An 18,958-nucleotide genomic window follows, 5' to 3' on the forward strand; every position below is an offset into this window, starting at 1 on the left:
CGGTGCCTAGGCGGCGATCCGCTCGCGGACCTGCCGCTTGATCCGGCCCAGCATGGCCGTCATCCCGCGCATCCGCAGGGGAGTGACGGCGCGGGTGAGCCCGAGCTGATGCGGCATGTCGTCCGGGACGGCCAGCAGCTCGTCGGCCGGCAGGCCGTTGAGGCCCTCGTGCAGCACGCCCGCGAAGCCGCGCGTCGTCGGGGCCTCGCGGGGCGCCGAGAAGAAGAGCTCCACGGTGTGTTCGGGGCCGGGGGAGACCTCCAGCGTCAGGAACAGGGGCGACTGGCACTCCACGACCTGCTCCAGCAGCTCGGGGTGCGAGGCCAGGCGTTCGGGGAGCTCGGGCAGCGCATCAGAGAATTCGAGCAGCAGCTCGAGCCGTTCCTGTTCGCTCAGGGCCCCGAAGTCCTCGACGATCCCGGACAGCGTCTCGGGCAGGGTCGGTTCGGCCATGTCAGGCCTTCCGTCCGGAGGGCGCCTCGCCCGGCTCGGTACCCGTCGCGATCGGGACGCGCACGGCGTTGCCCCACTCGGTCCAGGATCCGTCGTAGTTGCGCACGTTCTCGAAGCCCAGGAGGTGCTTGAGGACGAACCAGGTGTGGCTGGACCGCTCGCCGATCCGGCAGTAGGCCACGACGTCGTCGCCCGGTGCCAGCCCCGCGTCTCCGAGGTAGATCTCCTCGAGGGCGGCGCGTCCCTTGAACGTCCCGTCCTCGGCGGCCGCTCGGGCCCACGGAACCGACGCCGCCGTCGGAATGTGTCCTCCGCGCAGCGCACCCTCCTCCGGATAGGCGGGCATGTGGGTCCTCTCGCCCGAATACTCCTCCGGGGAGCGGACGTCGACGAGGGGCTTGCCGAAGTGGTCCAGGACGTCGGGCAGGAAGGCGCGCACCGTCGTGTCGTCGCGTTCGACGACGGGGTACTCCGTCGCCGCGGGCTGCGGCTTCTCGCGCGTGAGCCCGCGGCCCTCGGCGATCCACTTGTCGCGCCCGCCATTGAGGAGCCGGACGTCCTCGTGGCCGAAGAGGGTGAAGACCCACAGGGCGTAGGCGGCCCACCAGTTGCTCTTGTCGCCGTAGACCACGACGGTCGAGTCGCGGGAGATGCCCTTGGCGGACATCAGCGCGGCGAACGCGGCGCCGTCGATGTAGTCGCGCGTCACGGCGTCGTTGAGCTCCGTGTGCCAGTCGACCTTGACCGCGCCGGGGATGTGGCCGGTCTCGTAGAGCAGGATGTCCTCGTCGGATTCGACGACGACGAGCCCCTCGGTCCCGAGCCGCTCGGCGAGCCATTCGGTGGAGACGAGCCTCTCCGGCCGGGCGTAGTCGGAGAACTGGGGATTCGGGTCTGCGGCGATGGCCACGGTGATCCTCGCTTCGGTCGGCGGTCGGTGTGCTGGCTCCAGCCTATCGGCGCGGCGAGCGGGGCGTCACGCCGGATGCGCCCCGGTGCGCGCGCGGCGTAAAGTGGCCGTGGCGCCACCCGTGCGCCCCCGCCCCCGACACCGTGAGGACCCCCGAGCCCGTGGCCACGATCGAGCACCTGACCGACAGGACTCCGCACGTCTCAGCCGAGGAGCTGCTGGACGGCTTCCACCCGTCCTACCGCTTCGGCGAGGTCTCCTTCGACAGCTACCGCCCGGATCCCGCGCAGCCCTCGCAGGCCGAGGCGGTGCAGCGGCTGCGGGCCTTCGCGGAGAGGATCTCCTCCTCCGGGGGCGGCGGGCTCTTCTCGCGGCTGTTCGGCGGCAGGGGGAAGCCGGAGAAGGCCGGCATCTACCTCGACGGCGGCTTCGGTGTGGGCAAGACCCACCTGCTCGCGTCCTTGTGGCACGCCGTGCCGGGGCCGAAGGCGTTCGGCACGTTCGTGGAGTACACGAACCTCGTGGGCGCCCTGTCCTTCCGCAAGACGGTCGACGTGCTGAGCGGCTACCGGCTGGTCTGCATCGACGAGTTCGAGCTCGACGATCCGGGGGACACCGTCCTGATGTCGCGGCTGATGCGCGAGCTGTCCGACGCCGGCGTGAAGCTCGTGGCGACGTCCAACACGCTGCCGGGTTCCCTCGGCGAGGGGCGCTTCGCCGCCGTGGACTTCCAGCGCGAGATCCAGGTCCTCGCGGACCAGTTCGACGTGGTCCGGATCGACGGCGAGGACTTCCGCCACCGCGGCCTGCCCCAGGCCCCGGACCCGCTGCCGGACGCGGAACTGCTGGAGCACGCGAGCGCGCGCTACGAGGGCTCGACGCTCGCCGTGGACGACTTCCCGGCGCTCGTGAAGCACCTCGCGACGGTGCACCCGAGCCGCTACCGCCAGCTCATCGACGGGATCGACGTCCTCGTGCTGCGCGACGTGCACACGATCACCGAGCAGGCGCTCGCGCTGCGCTTCGTGGTCCTCGCCGACCGCCTCTATGACAAGGACGTGCCGATCGTGGCCAGCGGCGTGCCGTTCAGCGAGCTCTTCACGCCGGAGATGATGGCCGGAGGCTACATGAAGAAGTACTTCCGTGCGGTCTCGCGCCTCACCGCGCTGGCCCGGGAGGGACAGAAGGGCGAGGCCCTGGTCTAGGCGTCACGCCGCTCCAGGAGCAGCCGGACCGCGAGTCCGGCCAGCAGTCCCCAGAACGCCGCGCCGATCCCGGCCACGGCGAGGCCCGAGGCCGTGACGAGGAACGTCGTGAGGGCGCCCAGCCGGTGCCGCGGATCCGCGAGGGCGGAGGATGCCGCGGACCCGAGGGTGCCCAGGAGGGCGAGCCCCGCGGCGGCCGCGAGCAGTCCCGGAGGCGCGGCCGTGGCGACGGCGGCGACGGCCGCCGACCCCAGCCCGAGGAGGAGGTAGAAGCCGCCGGCCGAGGCCGCGGCGATCCAGCGGCGGTTCCTCTCGGGCCCGGCTTCCTCCCCGGCGGCGAGGGCCGCCGAGATCGCGGCGAGGTTGACGGCGTGGCCGCCGAAGAGGGCGGCCGCGGCGGATCCGGTGCCCGTGGCGAGCATGGTGGCGGACCACGGTGGCCGGTATCCGAGGCCCGTCAGGACGGCGACGCCGGGGACGTTCTGCGACGCCATGGTGACGATGAACAGGGGCACGGCGATGCCCGCGAACGAGGCGGCGCTGAAGGCCGGCGCGGTGAACTCGAGGCGTGGTACGAGACCGCCGGCGTCGGGGAGCGCGCCGGCGGCGGGGCCGGCGAGGACGACGGCGAGCGTCACCGCCATGGCGACGGGCACCGCCCAGCGCGGTGCCCAGCGCATCATGGCGAGCCAGGCGAGGACGACGGGGGCGGCCAGCAGGGGCACGTCGGCGAGTGCGTGCACGGGGGCCAGGCAGAGCTCGAAGAGGACCCCGGCGAGCATGGCCTGGGCCAGGGGGACGGGAATCGAGCCGACGAGCCGGCCGAGGGCGGGGACGGCTCCTGTCAGGGCGATGAGTCCGGCACAGGCCAGGAAGCCGCCGACGGCCTCGTCCCATCCGAGGCCGAGGCCTCCGGCGGCCGCCAGCAGCGCGGCCCCGGGCGTGGACCACGCGAGCGTGATCGGCTGCCGCGTGGTCACGGCTAGGAGGATCGTGATGACGCCGAAGGACAGCGTGAGGGCCAGCAGGCCGGAGGCGGCCTGGCCCGGTGTCGCGCCGACGGCCCGCAGGCCGGCGAGCACGACGGCGAAGGACGAGCTGAACCCGACGAGCGCGGTGACGAGTCCGGCGCCGAGGGGTTGAACGAGCCGACCCCGCCCCGGATCGCGGTCCGCCGCGTGCGCTCCGCGGGCTCGGGACAGGGCCATGGGACTCCTTCAGGACGCCGTGTGTTCTGTTTACGGAACGTGCTGCCACTGTAGTCTGCCGGTATGACCCAGACAAGCGACCCGCGGTTGGCGCACGTCGGCGGACGAATCCGCTCCGTTCGGGAGGGCCACGGCTGGAGCCTGTCGCGCCTGGCCGCGGCGGCGGGCATCGGCAAGGGGACGCTCTCCGAACTGGAGCAGGGCGCCCGGAACCCGACGCTCGAGACGCTCTACGCCTTGGCCGGCGCCCTCGGCGTTCCGCTCGCGTCCTTCGTCGCCGGATCGGAGCGTGCGCCCCACGTCCCGGGGCGCACGGTCGACGCGACGCTGCTGGACGTCCGGACGCTTCCCGACGGCACGGTCGTCGAGTCCTACCATCTCGCGATCCGGCCCGGCCGCCGCGAGTCGCCGGGGCATGGGCCCGGCGTCGTCGAGCACTTGTTCCTCGTCCGCGGGGACGCCGTCGTCGGGCGTGTTGGTGCCGGACGCTCCCTCCGTCCCGGCGAGTCCTGGACGTGGGGCAGCGATGTGCCGCACGCCTATGCCAGCGAGGAGGGGGCGGAGGGGGTGCTGACCATCGTCAATCCCGCGCGGGCCGACGCGGCGGCCGCGGAAGGCGGAGGCTGACGGCGGTCCGGGCACGGCAACGGGTGCCGGTCGCCGCCTGGCGGCGAGTCCGGCACCCGTCGTGGCGTGCTGTGGGGCGGGCCGGGGTCGTGGACTGCGGACCCCGCCGCGGTCTAGGAAGCCGGCGTCTCGCCGTCGCTTCCCGAGACCTTGTCGAGCAGATCCCGGGCGGAATCCTGCAGGTTGTCCACCTGCTCGGCGTATTTTCCGCCGGTCTTCTCGTCGACGAAGTCCCCGATGCCCTCCACGGCCCCACGGAGCTTCTCCGCGCCGTCTTCCGCGAGGGAACCGGCCTTGTCCTTGAGTTCTCCGGCCTTGCCCTTGAGCCCGTCGAATACCGACAAGTGCCACCTCCTTCCACCCGGGGGAGCCGGTGCCGCTCCCGTCTGCTGCACATCCTAGGCCAGCGGTGGAGCCCCGTAAACGCCTCGGGCGCCTCCCCTGGGAGAGGGGAGGCGCCCGAGGCGTCGTGTTGGAGCGGACAACGGGATTCGAACCCGCGACCTCCACCTTGGCAAGGTGGCGCTCTAGCCAGCTGAGCTATGTCCGCGCGACCGCGTGGCGCCCGGCCCGGCTGCTGCCGGAGGCCCCACACAAAAGAATCCCCGCCAAGGCGGAGATTCTTCGTGGGCGATACTGGGATCGAACCAGTGACCTCTTCCGTGTCAGGGAAGCGCGCTACCGCTGCGCCAATCGCCCCTAGGGGGTGCAACTACTGTAAGCGAGGTGGGGACGGGATTCGAACCCGCGTGGACGGCTTTGCAGGCCGCTGCCTAGCCACTCGGCCACCCCACCATGTCCTGGAACGGTGTCCCGCACCTGGCGTGACCGACGGATCGGTCATTACAGTGATTGCGAGCGGACAACGGGATTCGAACCCGCGACCTCCACCTTGGCAAGGTGGCGCTCTAGCCAGCTGAGCTATGTCCGCACGAAGGATTTCCCTCGCGGTGGGGGATCTTCATCCCGCTCCGTTCCGGTGCTTTCCAACGAGTAAAAACTCTATACGACGATTCGCCGTTCGTCCAAATCGGGGATTCCGAGGGCGTGGCGGGACTCCACGGGAGGTCGTCGCAGCGGCACCGGAGACGGGATCCGAAGCGTCGGGAGCGCATGCCAGAATCGATGCCATGACCACACCAGCGCTTGCCCAGCAGACCGACTACGGGCGGATGTATGCCCGCAGGATCGGTGGATTGCCCGAGGTTCCGTCGATCACGACCGTGATCTCCCAGCAGGGTGCCGGCCTCGACGGCTGGATCGGGCACATGGCGGCGACGGCGGCCGTGGGCGACGGGCGCCTCGCCGGGGCGCTCGGCAAGCCGGCCCAGCTCAAGGCGATCGCCCGGGATGCCTCCAAGGCCGCCGAGGTCTTCCGCAACGCGGCGGCCGCCCGCGGGGACCGCGTCCATGCGTACTGCGAACAGGTCGCCCTGCGCGCCCTGGGCCGCCCGCACACGGCCGCGGACGCCCGGGCGCTCCTCGAGGAGCACGGCGAGGGCGCGTTCGCCTCGCGCTTCGACGACTGGTGGGACGCGTACCAGGTGGTCCCGCTCGCCGCCGAGGTCACCGTGTGGAACCACACCGTCGGCTACGCGGGGACCCTGGACCTCGTCGCCCGGATCGGCGGCCGCTTGTGCCTCGTGGACTACAAGACGAAGGGGACGGGGCGCGACGGCCGGGTCAAGCCGCTCGACGCCAAGGTCGTGATGCAGCTCGTCGCCGGCCTGAAGGCCGAGGAGATGGTCGTCGACGCCGCCGAGGGGACGTGGGAGGAATGGAAGTACGGGGAAGACCCCCTCCTGCTGGGGGTCGCCGTGGGCGAGACGGAAGTGCAGCCGATGATGGCGAGCCCGCAGGTCCTGCCCGCCCATTGGAGCAAGTTCTGGGCCCTGCGCGCCGTGTGGGAGAACACCATGAAGGCCGACGACGCCGGGACGGCCCTGCGGCCCATCGGTCCGCCGCCGCCCGTTCGGGAGGCGGCCGTCGCCGGACCCTGATTCGTCCGTGGTGGACGCCCGGGAACGAGGGCCGTGGCCGCCCGGTCCGGTTGCCCTGGTCCGTCCGTGGCGGACGCCCGCCCGCGTAGACTGGTCTGGGCGCCCATGCCCGCCGCCCGACGTGGCGGCGCACCGCGGGCGCCCCGCCTGCCGTGCACCGTCGGCCTTGCCGGCATGGTGCGGGCGCAGGCCACCGCAACCGCAGCACCTTGCATCCACAGCACCTTGCCGGCGCCGGTACACGCCGCCCGGCGGAAAGGGGGACCGGCCCATGGCAGTCCTCGGCATCCGGATCGTCGGCGATCCCGTCCTGCGCACCCCCGCGGAAGAGGTGACCGAGTTCGGTCCCGGTCTCGCCCGGCTCGTCGGCGACATGCTCGAGACCATGGACGACGTCGACGGCGCCGGCCTCGCGGCCCCGCAGATCGGCGTGGCCCTGCGCGTCTTCACCTACAGGATCGGCGAGGAGCGCGGCTACGTCGTCAACCCCGTCCTCGAGGTCTCCGATGAACTGCAGGAGCCCGGCGGCGAGGGCTGCCTGTCCGTCCCCGGGCTCGGCTATACGACGCCGCGCCGCCGCTGGGCGCGGGTCACCGGAGTGGATGTCGACGGAGCACCGGTCGTGGTGGAGGGAGAGGGGCTCCTGGCCCGCTGCCTGCAGCACGAGACCGACCACCTCGACGGCCGTCTCTACATCGACCGGCTGACGGGCGGGGACAAGAAGGACGCCTTGCGCCGGATCCGCACGAGCGGCTTCAACGGCGTGGCCGCGGCCACCGTGGCGGAGCGCGCCAGGTCGCTCGGCTCCAGCTTCGGCCCGGGCTCCGGGACGACGGCGTGAGGATCCTCTTCGCGGGAACGCCCGCCGTCGCCGTCCCCTCGCTGCGCCGGCTCGTCGAGGACGGACACGACGTCGCCGCCGTCCTGACCCGGCCGGACGCGCCGACCGGCCGCAAGCGCACGCTGACCCCCTCGCCCGTGGCCGCCTGCGCCACCGAGCTGGGGCTGCCGCTCATCCACGCCCGCCGCATCGACGCAACGGTCCGGGACGCCGTGCGCGCCGTGCGGCCCGAGCTTGCCGCCATCGTCGCCTACGGCGGCCTCGTGCCGCGGGAGGCCCTCGGCATCCCGGAGCACGGCTGGATCAACCTCCACTTCTCGCTCCTGCCCCGCTGGCGCGGCGCGGCGCCCGTGCAGCACGCCGTCATCCACGGCGACGAGATCACGGGAGCGGCCACGTTCCAGCTCGAGGAGGGCCTCGACACGGGCCCCGTGTTCGGCACCGTCACCCAGCCCGTCGACCCCGGCACGACCTCCGGCGAGCTCCTCGAGGCCCTCTCGTTCAGCGGCGCCGAGCTCCTCGCCCAGACCGTGGCCGGCATCGCCGCAGGACGCCTCGAGGCCGTGCCGCAAGCCGGCGAACCGAGCCTCGCGCCCAAGCTCGGGATCGAGGACGGGCGGGTCGACTGGGCCCAGCCGGCCCTGGCCATCCGCCGCCGGATCAACGGGACCACGCCCGAGCCGGGGGCCTGGACCGAGCTCGACGGCCAGCGACTCAAGCTCGGCCCGCTGCGCGCGAGCGGCCCCGTGCCGCCGGAGGCCGGGACGCCGCGGCCCGGAGGCGTCGTCGTCCTTCCCGGAAAGCGACCCCGCGTCTTCGTGGGCACCGGCTCGCACCCCCTCGAGCTCGAGACCGTCCAGCCGGCCGGGCGCAAGATGATGCCCGCAGCGGACTGGGCCCGCGGCCTGCCGGCCCCCGACGCAACCCCGCATGCCGACCCGGCCGAGAGGACGTACCTGGGATGAGCCACGCCACGGGCGGCGGAGACCGCCGCAACGAGAGGGGCAGGGAACGCCACCGCGGCGGATCCGGACCCCGCCGCTTCAGCACGCAGGCACCCTCCCAGCGCAAGCGCACCGCCGACCCGGCGCGGCTCGCGGCGTTCGAGGTCCTCCGCGCCGTCGCCGCCGACGACGCCTACGCCAACCTCGTCCTCCCGTCCCGCCTCCGCGCCCACCGGCTGGCCGGCCGTGACGCCGGGTTCGCCACCGAGCTCGCGTACGGGACCCTGCGCGGCCGCGGGTTCTACGACGCCGTCCTCGCCCGCTGCGTCGACCGCCCGCTGGACCGGCTCGACGCCGCCGTCCTCGACGTGCTGCGGCTCGGCGCCCACCAGGTCCTGGCCATGCGCGTGCCCGTCCACGCCGCGCTCGACGAGACGGTCGCACTGGCCCGGGCGGAGATCGGCGCCGGGCCGAGCGGCCTCGTCAACGCCGTCCTGCGCAAGGTCGCGGCCCGCGAGCGTGCCGACTGGACCGCCGAGCTGCTCGCTGGCGTCCAGGACCAGACCGAGCGGGACGGCATCGAGCACAGCCACCCGGCATGGATCGTCCGCGCACTCCGCCAGGCCCTCGCCGCCCACGGCCGCGACGCCGCCGAGGCGACCGCGCTGCTCGAGGCGGACAATGCCGCGCCGCTCGTGAACCTCGTGGCGCTGCCCGGGATCGGAAGCCTCGACGAGGCCCTGGCCCAGGGTGCCGAGCCCGGCCGTCTCGTGGCCGGTTCGGCCACGTACGCGGGCGGTGACCTGCACGGCATGGCCGACGTCCGGCGCGGAACCACACGGGTCCAGGACGCCGGCTCCCAGCTCGTCGCCCGGGCCCTCGCCGCCGCGCCGATCGAGGGACGGGACACGGACTGGCTCGACCTCTGCGCGGGCCCCGGGGGCAAGGCGGCGCTCCTGGCCGCGCTCGCGCACCAGCGGGGCGCGGAGCTGACGGCCAACGAGCCCGCGCCGCACCGCGCGGAGCTGGTCCGCCAGGCGCTCGCCGCCGTGCCGCGCACGGCCTGGGCCGTCGTCGAGGGCGACGGCCGGCGCTACGCCGGCATCCCGGCCGACGAACGATTCGACCGGATCATGGTGGACGCCCCCTGCAGCGGGCTCGGAGCCCTGCGCCGCCGCCCCGAGTCCCGCTGGCGGAAGAGCCCCGGGGACCTGCCCGAGCTCACGGCCCTGCAGGGCGGCCTGCTCGACGCCGCCGTCGCGGCCCTGCGCCCCGGCGGCGTGCTCGCCTACGTCACGTGCTCGCCGCACGCCGCGGAGACCGTCGCGGTCGTCGACGACGCGTTGGCCCGCCACGCCGGGCTGCGCCTGCTCGACTCCGGCGCAGCCGTGGACGCGGGGGCCCTCGACGGGCGCGCCGGGTCCGCCGCCGCCCGGCCCGCGGGACGGCCCGGACCCGACGGCGCCCCGGACGGGTCCACCGTGCAGTTGTGGCCGCACGTGAACGGCACCGACGCCATGTTCTTCGCGCTCTTCACCCTCGATGCCTAGGCTGGGACCCATGAGCAGCTGCCGCATCCATCCGAGCATCCTGTCCGCCGACTTCGCCAACCTCGAGGCCGAGCTGACGCGGATCCACACCGCCGACGCGGTCCACGTCGACGTCATGGACAACCACTTCGTCCCGAACCTGACGCTCGGCCTGCCCGTCGTCGAGCGGCTGCAGGCGGTCTCGGCCCTCCCGCTCGATGTCCACCTGATGATCGAGGACGTCGACCGCTGGGCCCCCGGCTACGCCGACGCCGGCGCGGCCTCCGTCACCTTCCACGCGGAGGCGTCCAACGCGCCCGTGCGGCTCGCCCGGGAGCTGCGCGCCCGCGGGGCCCGGGCCGCGATGGCCCTGCGCCCCGCCACGCCCGTCGAGCCCTACCTGGACCTCTTGCCGGAACTGGACATGCTCCTGCTCATGACGGTGGAACCCGGCTTCGGCGGGCAGGCCTTCCTCGAGGTCGTCGTGCCGAAGATCCGGCGGGCCCGCCGGGCGATCGACGGTGCGGGGCTCCAGCTGGCCCTCCAGGTCGACGGCGGCATCACCACCGACACGATCCGCCGGGCCGCCGAGGCCGGGGCCGACGTCTTCGTCGCCGGGTCGAGCGTCTACGGGGCGCCGGACGCCGCCGAGGCCGTTGTTACGCTGCGCAACACCGCCGATGCGGCGCGGCCCTGAGTATGGTGTAATCGTCAACAACAACTCAACGTGCTCCGGGGTCGGTGAAAGTCCGAACCGGCGGTCATAGTCCGCGACCCGTGGCGCCCCAGGCGCCCCGGTTGAGCCGGTGGAATTCCGGCACCGACAGTTAAAGTCTGGATGGGAGAAGCACGTACAGCCCGAGCGGCTGGCCGGCGTCCTGCGCCGTCCACCCGCCCGCACCTGTCGTACCCCCGGAGCCGCCGCGGCCCGAAGGAGGAACGATGGAATCCCTGCGGTGGCTCACTGAACTCTTCAACGCCTACATCCCCGTCGGCGCCAGCGCCCTGCTGGTCCGCGAGGTGGTCGGCAACGCCTTCGGCCTGGCCAGCGCCCTCGGCGGGATGCGCCGCAAGGTCTGGGCTTGGCCCGTCGGAATCGTCGGCAACGTGCTGTTGCTCACCGTCTTCCTCGGCAGCATCTTCGACTCCGTCCAGACGGCGAACCTGCTCGGCCAGGCCGGCCGCCAGATCATGTTCATCGCCGTCTCGGTCTACGGCTGGAAGCGCTGGCGCGAGAGCCGGGGCGGCAGCGGAACCGCGATCGTGCCGCGATGGGCCACGGCGCGCGAACGCACCGGCCTCGTCCTCGCGCTCCTCGTCGGGACCGTCGCCATCACGCCGCTCTTCCGCATCCTCGGCTCCTACGAGCCGGTATGGGCCGACGCCTGGACGTTCGTCGGCTCCCTCCTGGCCACCTACGGGATGGCCAAGGGCTGGGTCGAGTTCTGGCTCGTCTGGGTCGCGGTCGACGTCGTCGGGGTCCCCCTGCTGTTCAGCGCCGGCTACTACGCGAGCGCGGTGATGTACCTCTTCTACGGCGGCTTCACGCTCGTCGGCTTCTTCGTCTGGTGGCGGGCCAAGGACCGCGCCAAGCCGGGCGTCGAGACGGCCCTGCCGGATCCGACCCTGAAGAGGATCCCGTGAGCGCCGCAGCCGGCGCCGCCGTGCCGGCCTCCGCGTTCCAGCTCGCCCTCGACGAGGCGGCCCGCGGCGTGCGCGGGGCGAACCCGCTCGTGGGGGCCGTCGTCCTCGACGGGGCGGGGACCGTCCTCGCCACCGGGCACCACCGCGGCGCGGGGACACCCCACGCCGAGGCCGACGCGCTCACCCGGCTGGGCCGCCTCGGGCCCGCCGCAGCGGCGGAGGCCACGATGCTCGTCACCCTCGAACCCTGCAATCACACGGGGCGCACGGGTCCGTGCTCGACCGCGATCGCCGAGTCCGGGATCGGCCGCGTCGTCTACGCCGTCGCCGATCCGACGGCGGAGGCCGCCGGCGGTGCCGCGGCGCTGCGGGCGCGGGGCATCGAGGCCGTCAACGGCGCCCGGCTGGACCCCGCCTGGGCCGCGGCCGCCCGCGAGCTCAACCGCCGGTGGTTCGCGGCCCGCCGGGAGGGTCGTCCGTTCACGAGCCTTCACCTGGCCCAGACCCTCGACGGGCGCATCGCGGCCGCCGACGGCTCGAGCCAGTGGATCACGGGAAGCGCCTCCCGGGCCCACTCCCACGCCCTCCGCGGCCGCGTCGACGCGATCGTCGCCGGGACCGGCACCGTCCTCGCCGACGACCCGCGGCTCACGGCCCGCACCCCCGACGGGCGGGACGCCGAGCACCAGCCGCTGCGCGTCGTCATGGGGCGCCGTCCCGTCCCCGCCCGGGCCGCGGTGCGCGGGGACGGCCACTGGCTGCAACTGGCCACCCACGATCCCCGCGAGGTCCTCGCCGAGCTCGGCTCCCGCGGGCACGGCCACGTGCTCATCGAGGGCGGAGCAGCGATCGCCACGGCGTTCCTCGCCGCCGGACTCGTCGACGAGGTGTGGGCCTACCAGGCGCCCCTCCTGCTCGGGGCCGGGCGCGGCGCCGTCGGACCGCTCGGCGTCGACACCCTCGACGCGGCCCTCCGCTTCCTCCCCGACGACGCCGGGGGAGCCGCCGTGCAGCGGCTCGGCACCGACGTCGTCCTCCACCTCCTCCCCGCCCCCGCGGGGAACCACACGACCACCACGACCCCGGAACCCCGCGCGCAGGGCGCGGCGGACGCCGGCTAGGAAGGGCAGCATGTTCACCGGAATCATCAGCGGCACCGGCCGCATCCACGAGATCCGCCCCGCGGCGGGCGACGCCGTCGTCCTGGTCCTCGACGCGCCGGGCCACGCCCACGACCTCGGGCTCGGGGGCTCCATCGCCGTCAACGGCGTCTGCCTCACGGCGACCGCGATCGACGGCGACCGGATCGACATCGACGTCATGGGCGAGACGCTCGCCCACACGACCACGGGGCGGCTCGCTCCCGGCGACGAGGTGAACCTCGAGCGCTGCGTTCCCGCCGGCGGCCGGCTCGACGGGCACGTCGTCCAGGGCCACGTCGACGGGACCGGCGCCCTCCTGGAACGCGAGGACCGGGGCAACTGGGAGCGGCTGCGCTTCTCCGTGCCCCGCGAGCTGGCCCGGTACGTCGCCCGCAAGGGATCGGTCGCCGTCGACGGCGTGTCCCTCACGGTCGCCGAGGTCTCCCCGGCCACGGAAGCGGAACAGTGGTTCGAGGTCGGGCTCATCCCCACGACCCTGCGCGAGACGGTCCTGGGCCGCCGCCGCCCCGGTGACGCCGTGAACCTCGAGGTCGACGTCCTCGCCAAGTACGCCGAGCGGCTCGCCGCCTTCTGGACGCAGGAGGGGGCGTGAGCGCGCGGCAGCCGGGCGGACCCGTGCGGCTGGACCCGGTCGAGGACGCCATTGCGGCGATCGCGGCTGGCCGAGCCGTCGTCGTCGTGGACGACGAGGACCGCGAGAACGAGGGCGACATCATCTTCGCGGCGGCCTTCGCGACCCCGGAACTGATGGGCTGGACCATCCGGCATACCTCCGGAGTCGTCTGCGTCCCGTTGCCGTCGGCGGAGGCGGACCGGCTCGGCCTGCCGCCGATGGTCGAGGTCAACCAGGACGCCAAGGGCACCGCCTACACCGTCTCGTGCGATGCCGCCGCGGGCGTCACGACGGGCATCAGCGCCGCCGACCGGGCCACGACCGTGCGCGTCCTGGCCGATCCCGCCTCGGGCCCCGGCGACATCACGCGCCCGGGGCACCTCTTCCCGCTGCGGGCCGTCGACGGCGGCGTGCTGGCCCGCCGCGGGCATACCGAGGCCTCGGTGGACCTGTGCCGGCTCGCGGGCGTCGCGCCCGTCGGGGTCATCGCCGAGATCGTCCACGACGACGGGGACATGATGCGCCTGCCCGCGCTGCGGCGCTTCGCCGACGCGTGGGAGCTGCCGCTCGTCAGCATCGAGGACCTCGCCGCCTACCTCTCGGCCGGGGGAGCGGAGGCCGCGAGCGTGCCGGATGCCGCCGCCGTCGTGGGCGGACCCGAGGTCTCGGTGCCCACCCCGTTCGGCGTCTTCTCCGTCCGGGCCTGGACGGAGCGCGCGACGGGCGACGAGCACCTGACCTTCAGCGCGCCGGGTTCCGGGGCCACGGACGGGGACGCGGACGACGCCGGGACCGACCTGGAAGGGCCTGCGGAACGCCGCGGGGGAGCGGGCCCGGTGACGGCGCCGCTCGTGCGGATCCACTCCGAATGCCTCACGGGGGACGTCTTCGGCTCCTATCGCTGCGATTGCGGGGAGCAGCTCGACGCGGCCCTCGAGGCCGTGGCCCGCGGGGGCGGGACGATCGTCTACCTGCGCGGCCACGAGGGCCGGGGGATCGGGCTCGCCAACAAGATCCGCGCCTACGCGCTGCAGGACGGCGGCGCCGACACCGTCGAGGCCAATGAGCAGCTCGGGCTGCCCGTGGACGCGAGGCGCTACGACGCGGCGGCCGCGATCCTGCATTCGCTGGGCCTGGAACGGATCCGGCTCATGACCAACAACCCGCTGAAGACCCGGTGGCTCGAGGAGGCCGGCATCCACGTCGCCGGCACCGTGCAGCCGCACATCCCGGCCCGCCCGGAGAACACGCGCTATCTGCGCACCAAGCAGGAACGCATGAGCCACCAGATCGCCGAGGCCGTCTTCGGCGGTACCGGCGCGGCACCGGACGCCGTCCGGGCCGGCACGCGCAACCACGCGAGTACGTCGACCACCACCACAGGAGGAGCAGCATGAGCGGACACGGAGCACCGCAGATCGAGACCGAGTCGCTGGCGGCGGCCGGGCGGGCGGGGCTGCGCGCCGTCGTCGTCGCGGCCAGCTGGCACCAGGAGGTGATGGACGGGCTCGTCGCCGGCGCCCTGCGCGCGGCCGAGGAGGCCGGGATCGCCGCGCCGGACGTCGTGCGCGTTCCGGGCACGTTCGAGCTGCCGGTCGCGGCGGCGCGCCTTGCGCACGGCTACGACGCCGTCGTCGCCCTCGGGGTCGTGATCCGCGGCGGCACGCCGCACTTCGAGTTCGTCTGCCAGGGTGCGACGGCGGGGCTCACCGAGGTCTCGGTGCGCACCGGAACCCCGGTCGGCTTCGGCGTCCTGACGTGCGACACGGAGGAGCAGGCGATCGACCGCGCCGGACTGCCCGGCTCGCACGAGGACAAGGGCCACGAGGCCATGGCGGCGGCGCTCACGACCGCGGCGGTGCTCGCCGGACGGTGAGCCGCCTGTCACATTGCCGCCCCCGGTGACGGGGGCGGCACGGGCAGCCGCTACCCTTGAGGCGTGAAGAGCTTTGATTCCCTGTTTGCCGAACTGGCCGAGAAGGCCGCCTCCCGTCCCGCGGGATCCCGCACCGTCGCGGAACTGGACTCGGGCATCCATGGGATCGGCAAGAAGGTCGTGGAGGAGGCCGCGGAGGTCTGGATGGCCGCCGAATACGAGTCGGACGAGGCCGCCGCCGAGGAGATCTCCCAGCTCCTGTACCACCTGCAGGTCCTGATGCTGGCGAAGGGGCTCTCCCTCCAGGACGTCTACCGCCACTTGTGACCGCGGGCCCGTCCCCGCCCGGCCGAATCCGCCACTGAGCACCGAAGGAAGTCCCCGCATGCTGCGAGTTGCCGTGCCCAACAAGGGCGCCCTGTCCGAAGCCGCCTCCGCGATGCTGAGCGAGGCGGGATACCGCCAGCGCCGTGACAACCGCGAGCTCGTGATGGTGGATCCCGACAACGACGTGGAGTTCTTCTACCTGCGGCCGCGCGACATCGCGGTGTACGTCGGACGGGGCATCCTGGACGTCGGCATCACCGGCCGCGACCTCTTCCTCGACGCCGAGGTCAATGGAGACGCCGAGGAGATCCTGCCCCTCGGTCTCGGCGCCTCGACCTTCCGCTTCGCGGGGCCCGTCGGGGACTTCGGCCAGGCGGCCGAGCTCTCCGGCCGGCGGATCGCCACGAGCTATGACGGGCTCCTGCGCGGGTACCTCGCCCGGCAGGGCATCGACGCCAAGGTCGTCCGCCTCGACGGCGCCGTGGAGTCCTCGGTCCGCCTCGGCGTGGCCGACGCGATCGCCGACGTCGTCGAGACGGGCAACACGCTCAAGGCGGCCGGGATGGAGACCTTCGGGGAACCGATCCTGCACTCCGAGGCCGTGCTGATCGGCCGGACCGGGGAGAACCCGTCCGGGCTCGACGTGCTCAAGCGCCGCCTCACGGGCGTGCTCGTGGCCCGCCGCTACGTGATGCTGGACTACGACATCCGCAAGGAGCTCGCCGACGAGGCCTGCCGCCTGACGCCGGGCCTCGAATCACCGACCGTCTCGCCGCTGCAGGACTCCGAATGGGTCGCCGTGCGGGCCATGGTCAAGAAGAACCAGACCAACAACATCATGGACGAGCTCTACGATCTGGGAGCCCGGGCCATCCTGGTCACCAACATCCACGCCATCCGCATCTGAGGTCCCCGTGAGCGTAGCCATCCGAGTCATTCCCTGCCTGGACGTCGATGCCGGCCGGGTCGTCAAGGGCGTCAACTTCGAGGGCCTGCGCGATGCGGGCGACCCCGTGGAGCTGGCCAAGCGCTACAACGCCGCCGGTGCCGACGAGCTGACGTTCCTGGACGTCACGGCCTCCTCCGGCAACCGCGAGACGACGTTCGACGTCGTCGGCCACACGGCCGAGGAGGTCTTCATCCCCCTGACCGTCGGGGGCGGGGTACGCACGGTGGACGACGTCGACCGCTTGCTGCGCGCCGGCGCGGACAAGGCCTCCATCAACACCGCCGCCGTGGCGCGTCCCGAGGTGATCAACGAGATCACCGAGCGCTTCGGCTCCCAGGTGCTCGTCCTGTCCCTCGACGCCCGCCGCACGCAGGATGCGGGGTGCCCCTCCGGATTCGAGGTCACGACCCACGGCGGGCGCACGGGAACGGGGATCGACGCCGTGGCCTGGGCGCGCGACGCGGCCGCGCGCGGCGTGGGCGAGATCCTGTTGAACTCGATCGACGCCGACGGGACCAAGCAGGGCTTCGACCTGGAGATGATCCGGGCCGTGCGCGCCGCTGTCACCGTGCCGCTCATCGCCTCGGGCGGTGCCGGCGGACCGGAACACTTCCCGTCGGCCATCGCCGCGGGGGCCGACGCCGTGCTCGCCGCGTCGATCTTCCACTTCGGTCCCGTGGACATGATCGCCCGCGTCAAGCAGGCCATCGAGGAGGCTGGTTTCCCTGTTCGTTGAACCCGCCTACCTCGATGGGTTGATGGATGCCGGCTGGCCCGCCGTCGAACGCGGCCGGGTGGAGGGCTGGACCCTGCGCTTCTCCGCCGGGGTCACGCAGCGAGCCAACTCCGTCCTGCCGGCGGGTGAGCCGGGCGACCTCGAGGCCGCGGTGGCGGAGGTCGAGCGGCGCTGCGCCGAACGGTGGCTCGACCCCGTGTTCCAGATCAGCCCGGCCGCACGCCCGGAAGGGCTCGTGGACTTCCTCGTCCACCGCGGTTACACGGCCGGCTCGCCGACGCTCGTGCAGTTCATGGACGCCCACGACCTGGCCCGCTTCGGCGACCGGAGCGCGGAGCCGGAGATCGGGTTGTCCGATGCGCCCGACGCCGAATGGCTCGAGCTCTTCTGGGCCCAGGAGGGCCCGCAGGAGGAAGACGCGCAGACCGTCTCGACGCGCATCCTGACCGGGGCGCCGGCCGTCTATGCGGCCGTGCGGATCGAGGGGCGCATTCAGGCGATCGCCCGCATGGCCGTCGTCGACGGGCACGGCGGGATCTATTGCCTCGTGACGCGCCCGGACGCGCGCCGACAGGGCCTGGCCCGCCGGGGGTCCTGGAAGCGCTGCTCGGCGAGGCCTCGGCGCGCGGGCTGGACGGCGTCTGGCTGCAGGTCCGGGAGTCCAACGTGGGGGCGATCGTCCTCTACCACGCGCTGGGATTCACGACCGTCTCGAGCTACTACTACCTCACGCGATCCCTCTAGCCGCGGGCGGGTCCGCTCTCAGCTGCCGAGCTCGGCGCTCGAGAGCAGCGCGACGGCGTCGGGGGAGCCCTCGAAGGTCACGAGGGCGTGTCCGCGCCGGCCGTGGGCGTGCATCAGCAGCTCCTGCGGCTCGCCCGTGATCGCGACGGACGTCGCGGCCTTCCTCACGACGTGGCGCTGGCCGTCGGGACGGACCAGGATGATGCCGACGTCGACGCCGCGGTAGAGCAGGGCCGAGCTGCGCACGAGCGCGCGCCACAGCTCCTCGGAGTACTCGGTGTCCAGGACGCGCGGCGCCCAGCGGTCGGAGGCGCGGCGGACGTCTTCCGTGTGCACGAAGTACTCGACGAGGTTCGCGGCGTGGTCCAGCGCGGGCACGCGCAGCGGGTGCAGCCGCGAGGGCCCCCGGCGGAAGCGGGAGACGAGCCGGGCCAGCCCTTCCGGCTCGGCGGCGGCGTCGGACCAGCGGGCCAGGAGGCGCTCCATGCGGGGACGGAGGGCGTCGAGGCCGATCCCCGCGGCGAGGGGATGGTGTTCGCGGAGCACGAGGTGCGCCGCGAGGTGCCGTACCTGCCAGCCGGTGCAAAGCGTCGGTGCTTGGGGCCCCGCTGCCAGCAGGACCTCGGCCAGGACTTCGCGAGAAGGCGGTACGAATCTCATCACTGTGAAACTAGCACGGAGCGGCGGCCTTTCGGAGACCATGAAGCCGTCATCCACTGCGTGGCGTGGCCGCCCGAGCGTCTAGACTGGCTGCGATGTCGCACAACCCAGCCACCCCCGGCCGCGAGGCCCCCGAATCCACCGCCGCCGGACGGCTCGATCCCGGCGTCGCGGCGCGCCTGAAGAAGGACGGCGACGGGCTTGTCGCCGCCATCATCCAGCAGCACGGCACCGGCGAGGTGCTGATGCTCGGATGGATGGACGAGGAGGCGCTGCGCCGCACGCTGACCGAGGGCCGCGTCACGTTCTGGTCCCGCTCGCGCCGCGAGTACTGGCGCAAGGGGGACACCTCGGGCCACGTGCAGTTCGTCCGGAGCGCCGCGCTGGACTGCGACGGCGACGCCCTCCTGGTCCAGGTGGAGCAGATCGGGGCGGCCTGCCACACGGGCACGCGCACGTGCTTCGACGGGCGGGGACTCGCCGCCGTCGCCGGGCACCCCACGGACCACTGACCAGAACCACCTGCAAC

General features: G+C 73.3%; 22 protein-coding genes, 4 tRNA genes, 1 pseudogene and 1 riboswitch. Of the genes and pseudogenes, 18 read left to right on the top strand and 9 right to left on the bottom strand.

Annotated features, from left to right (window positions below; genetic code table 11):
• Window positions 1-6 precede the first annotated feature (6 nt).
• Both ACQ3I4_RS01910 and ACQ3I4_RS01915 read right to left on the bottom strand, forming a co-directional pair.
• A complete protein-coding gene (locus ACQ3I4_RS01910; protein WP_329860013.1) occupies window positions 7-453 on the bottom strand; it encodes a SufE family protein in 447 nt (148 codons plus the stop codon).
• Window position 454: 1 nt separating this feature from the next.
• Window positions 455-1,363, bottom strand: a complete 909-nt coding sequence (locus tag ACQ3I4_RS01915; RefSeq protein ID WP_329860014.1) for a sulfurtransferase — start codon at window positions 1,361-1,363, stop codon at window positions 455-457.
• A gap of 161 nt (window positions 1,364-1,524) precedes the next feature.
• Between ACQ3I4_RS01915 and zapE the strand changes: the two genes are divergently transcribed.
• Window positions 1,525-2,568: a cell division protein ZapE gene (zapE, locus tag ACQ3I4_RS01920; protein WP_329860015.1), complete on the top strand. Its 1,044-nt coding sequence runs from the start codon at window positions 1,525-1,527 to the stop codon at window positions 2,566-2,568.
• On the opposite strand, the gene ACQ3I4_RS01925 is transcribed toward zapE, so the two are convergent.
• Window positions 2,565-3,776 (bottom strand): benzoate/H(+) symporter BenE family transporter, encoded by a 1,212-nt coding sequence (locus ACQ3I4_RS01925; RefSeq protein WP_430632706.1) that lies wholly within the window; start codon window positions 3,774-3,776, stop codon window positions 2,565-2,567. The genes zapE and ACQ3I4_RS01925 overlap by 4 nt on opposite strands.
• A 63-nt stretch (window positions 3,777-3,839) precedes the next feature.
• Here ACQ3I4_RS01925 and ACQ3I4_RS01930 point away from each other — a divergent pair, with 63 nt between their 5' ends.
• The gene (locus ACQ3I4_RS01930) at window positions 3,840-4,403 is read left to right on the top strand and encodes a helix-turn-helix domain-containing protein (RefSeq protein ID WP_430632707.1); all 564 of its coding nucleotides are present in this window, start codon (window positions 3,840-3,842) and stop codon (window positions 4,401-4,403) included.
• A gap of 113 nt (window positions 4,404-4,516) precedes the next feature.
• Here ACQ3I4_RS01930 and ACQ3I4_RS01935 read toward each other — a convergent pair whose 3' ends face one another.
• The 5 genes from ACQ3I4_RS01935 to ACQ3I4_RS01955 all read right to left on the bottom strand — a co-directional run bounded on the left by ACQ3I4_RS01935 (window position 4,517) and on the right by ACQ3I4_RS01955 (window position 5,334).
• The gene (locus ACQ3I4_RS01935) at window positions 4,517-4,747 is read right to left on the bottom strand and encodes an antitoxin (protein WP_329860019.1); all 231 of its coding nucleotides are present in this window, start codon (window positions 4,745-4,747) and stop codon (window positions 4,517-4,519) included.
• 129 nt (window positions 4,748-4,876) lie between these two features.
• A tRNA-Gly gene (locus tag ACQ3I4_RS01940) sits at window positions 4,877-4,953 on the bottom strand.
• A 77-nt stretch (window positions 4,954-5,030) separates the two neighbouring features.
• Window positions 5,031-5,102: transfer RNA gene (locus ACQ3I4_RS01945), tRNA-Val, on the bottom strand.
• Between the two features lie 25 nt (window positions 5,103-5,127).
• Window positions 5,128-5,198: transfer RNA gene (locus tag ACQ3I4_RS01950), tRNA-Cys, on the bottom strand.
• Window positions 5,199-5,260: 62 nt separating this feature from the next.
• A tRNA-Gly gene (locus ACQ3I4_RS01955) sits at window positions 5,261-5,334 on the bottom strand.
• A 199-nt stretch (window positions 5,335-5,533) separates the two neighbouring features.
• Between ACQ3I4_RS01955 and ACQ3I4_RS01960 the strand changes: the two genes are divergently transcribed.
• From ACQ3I4_RS01960 to ACQ3I4_RS02030, 15 genes and pseudogenes are all read left to right on the top strand, one after another.
• Window positions 5,534-6,403 carry a cytochrome gene (locus ACQ3I4_RS01960; RefSeq protein WP_329860021.1) on the top strand — a complete coding sequence of 290 codons (870 nt, stop codon included), beginning with the start codon at window positions 5,534-5,536 and terminating at the stop codon, window positions 6,401-6,403.
• Window positions 6,404-6,674: 271 nt separating this feature from the next.
• The gene (gene def, locus ACQ3I4_RS01965) at window positions 6,675-7,244 is read left to right on the top strand and encodes a peptide deformylase (RefSeq protein ID WP_430632708.1); all 570 of its coding nucleotides are present in this window, start codon (window positions 6,675-6,677) and stop codon (window positions 7,242-7,244) included.
• Window positions 7,241-8,209 carry a methionyl-tRNA formyltransferase gene (fmt, locus tag ACQ3I4_RS01970; protein ID WP_430632709.1) on the top strand — a complete coding sequence of 323 codons (969 nt, stop codon included), beginning with the start codon at window positions 7,241-7,243 and terminating at the stop codon, window positions 8,207-8,209. The genes def and fmt overlap by 4 nt, the downstream gene beginning before the upstream one ends.
• A complete protein-coding gene (locus ACQ3I4_RS01975) occupies window positions 8,206-9,738 on the top strand; it encodes an RsmB/NOP family class I SAM-dependent RNA methyltransferase (protein ID WP_430632710.1) in 1,533 nt (510 codons plus the stop codon). Before fmt ends, ACQ3I4_RS01975 begins: the two co-directional genes overlap by 4 nt.
• A gap of 10 nt (window positions 9,739-9,748) precedes the next feature.
• Window positions 9,749-10,414, top strand: a complete 666-nt coding sequence (gene rpe / locus ACQ3I4_RS01980) for a ribulose-phosphate 3-epimerase (protein ID WP_329860025.1) — start codon at window positions 9,749-9,751, stop codon at window positions 10,412-10,414.
• Between the two features lie 27 nt (window positions 10,415-10,441).
• A riboswitch (FMN riboswitch) is annotated at window positions 10,442-10,571 on the top strand.
• Window positions 10,572-10,659: 88 nt separating this feature from the next.
• On the top strand, window positions 10,660-11,361 hold the full coding sequence (gene pnuC, locus ACQ3I4_RS01985) for a nicotinamide riboside transporter PnuC (protein ID WP_430632711.1): 702 nt from the start codon (window positions 10,660-10,662) through the stop codon (window positions 11,359-11,361).
• A complete protein-coding gene (gene ribD, locus ACQ3I4_RS01990) occupies window positions 11,358-12,482 on the top strand; it encodes a bifunctional diaminohydroxyphosphoribosylaminopyrimidine deaminase/5-amino-6-(5-phosphoribosylamino)uracil reductase RibD (protein WP_430632712.1) in 1,125 nt (374 codons plus the stop codon). The genes pnuC and ribD overlap by 4 nt, the downstream gene beginning before the upstream one ends.
• A 10-nt stretch (window positions 12,483-12,492) precedes the next feature.
• A complete protein-coding gene (locus tag ACQ3I4_RS01995) occupies window positions 12,493-13,116 on the top strand; it encodes a riboflavin synthase (RefSeq protein ID WP_329860029.1) in 624 nt (207 codons plus the stop codon).
• Window positions 13,113-14,534: a 3,4-dihydroxy-2-butanone-4-phosphate synthase gene (gene ribB, locus ACQ3I4_RS02000; protein ID WP_430632713.1), complete on the top strand. Its 1,422-nt coding sequence runs from the start codon at window positions 13,113-13,115 to the stop codon at window positions 14,532-14,534. The genes ACQ3I4_RS01995 and ribB overlap by 4 nt, the downstream gene beginning before the upstream one ends.
• Window positions 14,531-15,013, top strand: a complete 483-nt coding sequence (gene ribH, locus ACQ3I4_RS02005) for a 6,7-dimethyl-8-ribityllumazine synthase (protein WP_329860031.1) — start codon at window positions 14,531-14,533, stop codon at window positions 15,011-15,013. The genes ribB and ribH overlap by 4 nt, the downstream gene beginning before the upstream one ends.
• Window positions 15,014-15,076: 63 nt before the next feature.
• Entirely contained in the window at window positions 15,077-15,340 is a 264-nt protein-coding gene (locus ACQ3I4_RS02010; protein ID WP_329860033.1) for a phosphoribosyl-ATP diphosphatase, read from the top strand.
• A 58-nt stretch (window positions 15,341-15,398) separates the two neighbouring features.
• Window positions 15,399-16,247: an ATP phosphoribosyltransferase gene (hisG, locus tag ACQ3I4_RS02015; RefSeq protein WP_329860034.1), complete on the top strand. Its 849-nt coding sequence runs from the start codon at window positions 15,399-15,401 to the stop codon at window positions 16,245-16,247.
• A gap of 7 nt (window positions 16,248-16,254) precedes the next feature.
• Window positions 16,255-17,025, top strand: a complete 771-nt coding sequence (gene hisF / locus ACQ3I4_RS02020; protein ID WP_430632714.1) for an imidazole glycerol phosphate synthase subunit HisF — start codon at window positions 16,255-16,257, stop codon at window positions 17,023-17,025.
• A gap of 22 nt (window positions 17,026-17,047) precedes the next feature.
• Window positions 17,048-17,548 (top strand): annotated as a pseudogene (locus ACQ3I4_RS02025) (GNAT family N-acetyltransferase, cg3035/Rv0428c family); the annotation flags it as partial.
• Window positions 17,549-17,565: 17 nt separating this feature from the next.
• Window positions 17,566-17,769, top strand: a complete 204-nt coding sequence (locus ACQ3I4_RS02030) for a hypothetical protein (RefSeq protein ID WP_329860037.1) — start codon at window positions 17,566-17,568, stop codon at window positions 17,767-17,769.
• Window positions 17,770-17,787: 18 nt separating this feature from the next.
• On the opposite strand, the gene ACQ3I4_RS02035 is transcribed toward ACQ3I4_RS02030, so the two are convergent.
• The gene (locus ACQ3I4_RS02035) at window positions 17,788-18,429 is read right to left on the bottom strand and encodes a TIGR03085 family metal-binding protein (RefSeq protein WP_329860038.1); all 642 of its coding nucleotides are present in this window, start codon (window positions 18,427-18,429) and stop codon (window positions 17,788-17,790) included.
• A gap of 95 nt (window positions 18,430-18,524) precedes the next feature.
• Here ACQ3I4_RS02035 and hisI point away from each other — a divergent pair, with 95 nt between their 5' ends.
• The gene (gene hisI / locus ACQ3I4_RS02040) at window positions 18,525-18,941 is read left to right on the top strand and encodes a phosphoribosyl-AMP cyclohydrolase (protein WP_329860039.1); all 417 of its coding nucleotides are present in this window, start codon (window positions 18,525-18,527) and stop codon (window positions 18,939-18,941) included.
• Window positions 18,942-18,958: the final 17 nt, after the last annotated feature.

The sequence above is a fragment of the Zafaria sp. Z1313 genome, from assembly GCF_050563205.1.
GTDB lineage: Bacteria > Actinomycetota > Actinomycetes > Actinomycetales > Micrococcaceae > JAZDCJ01.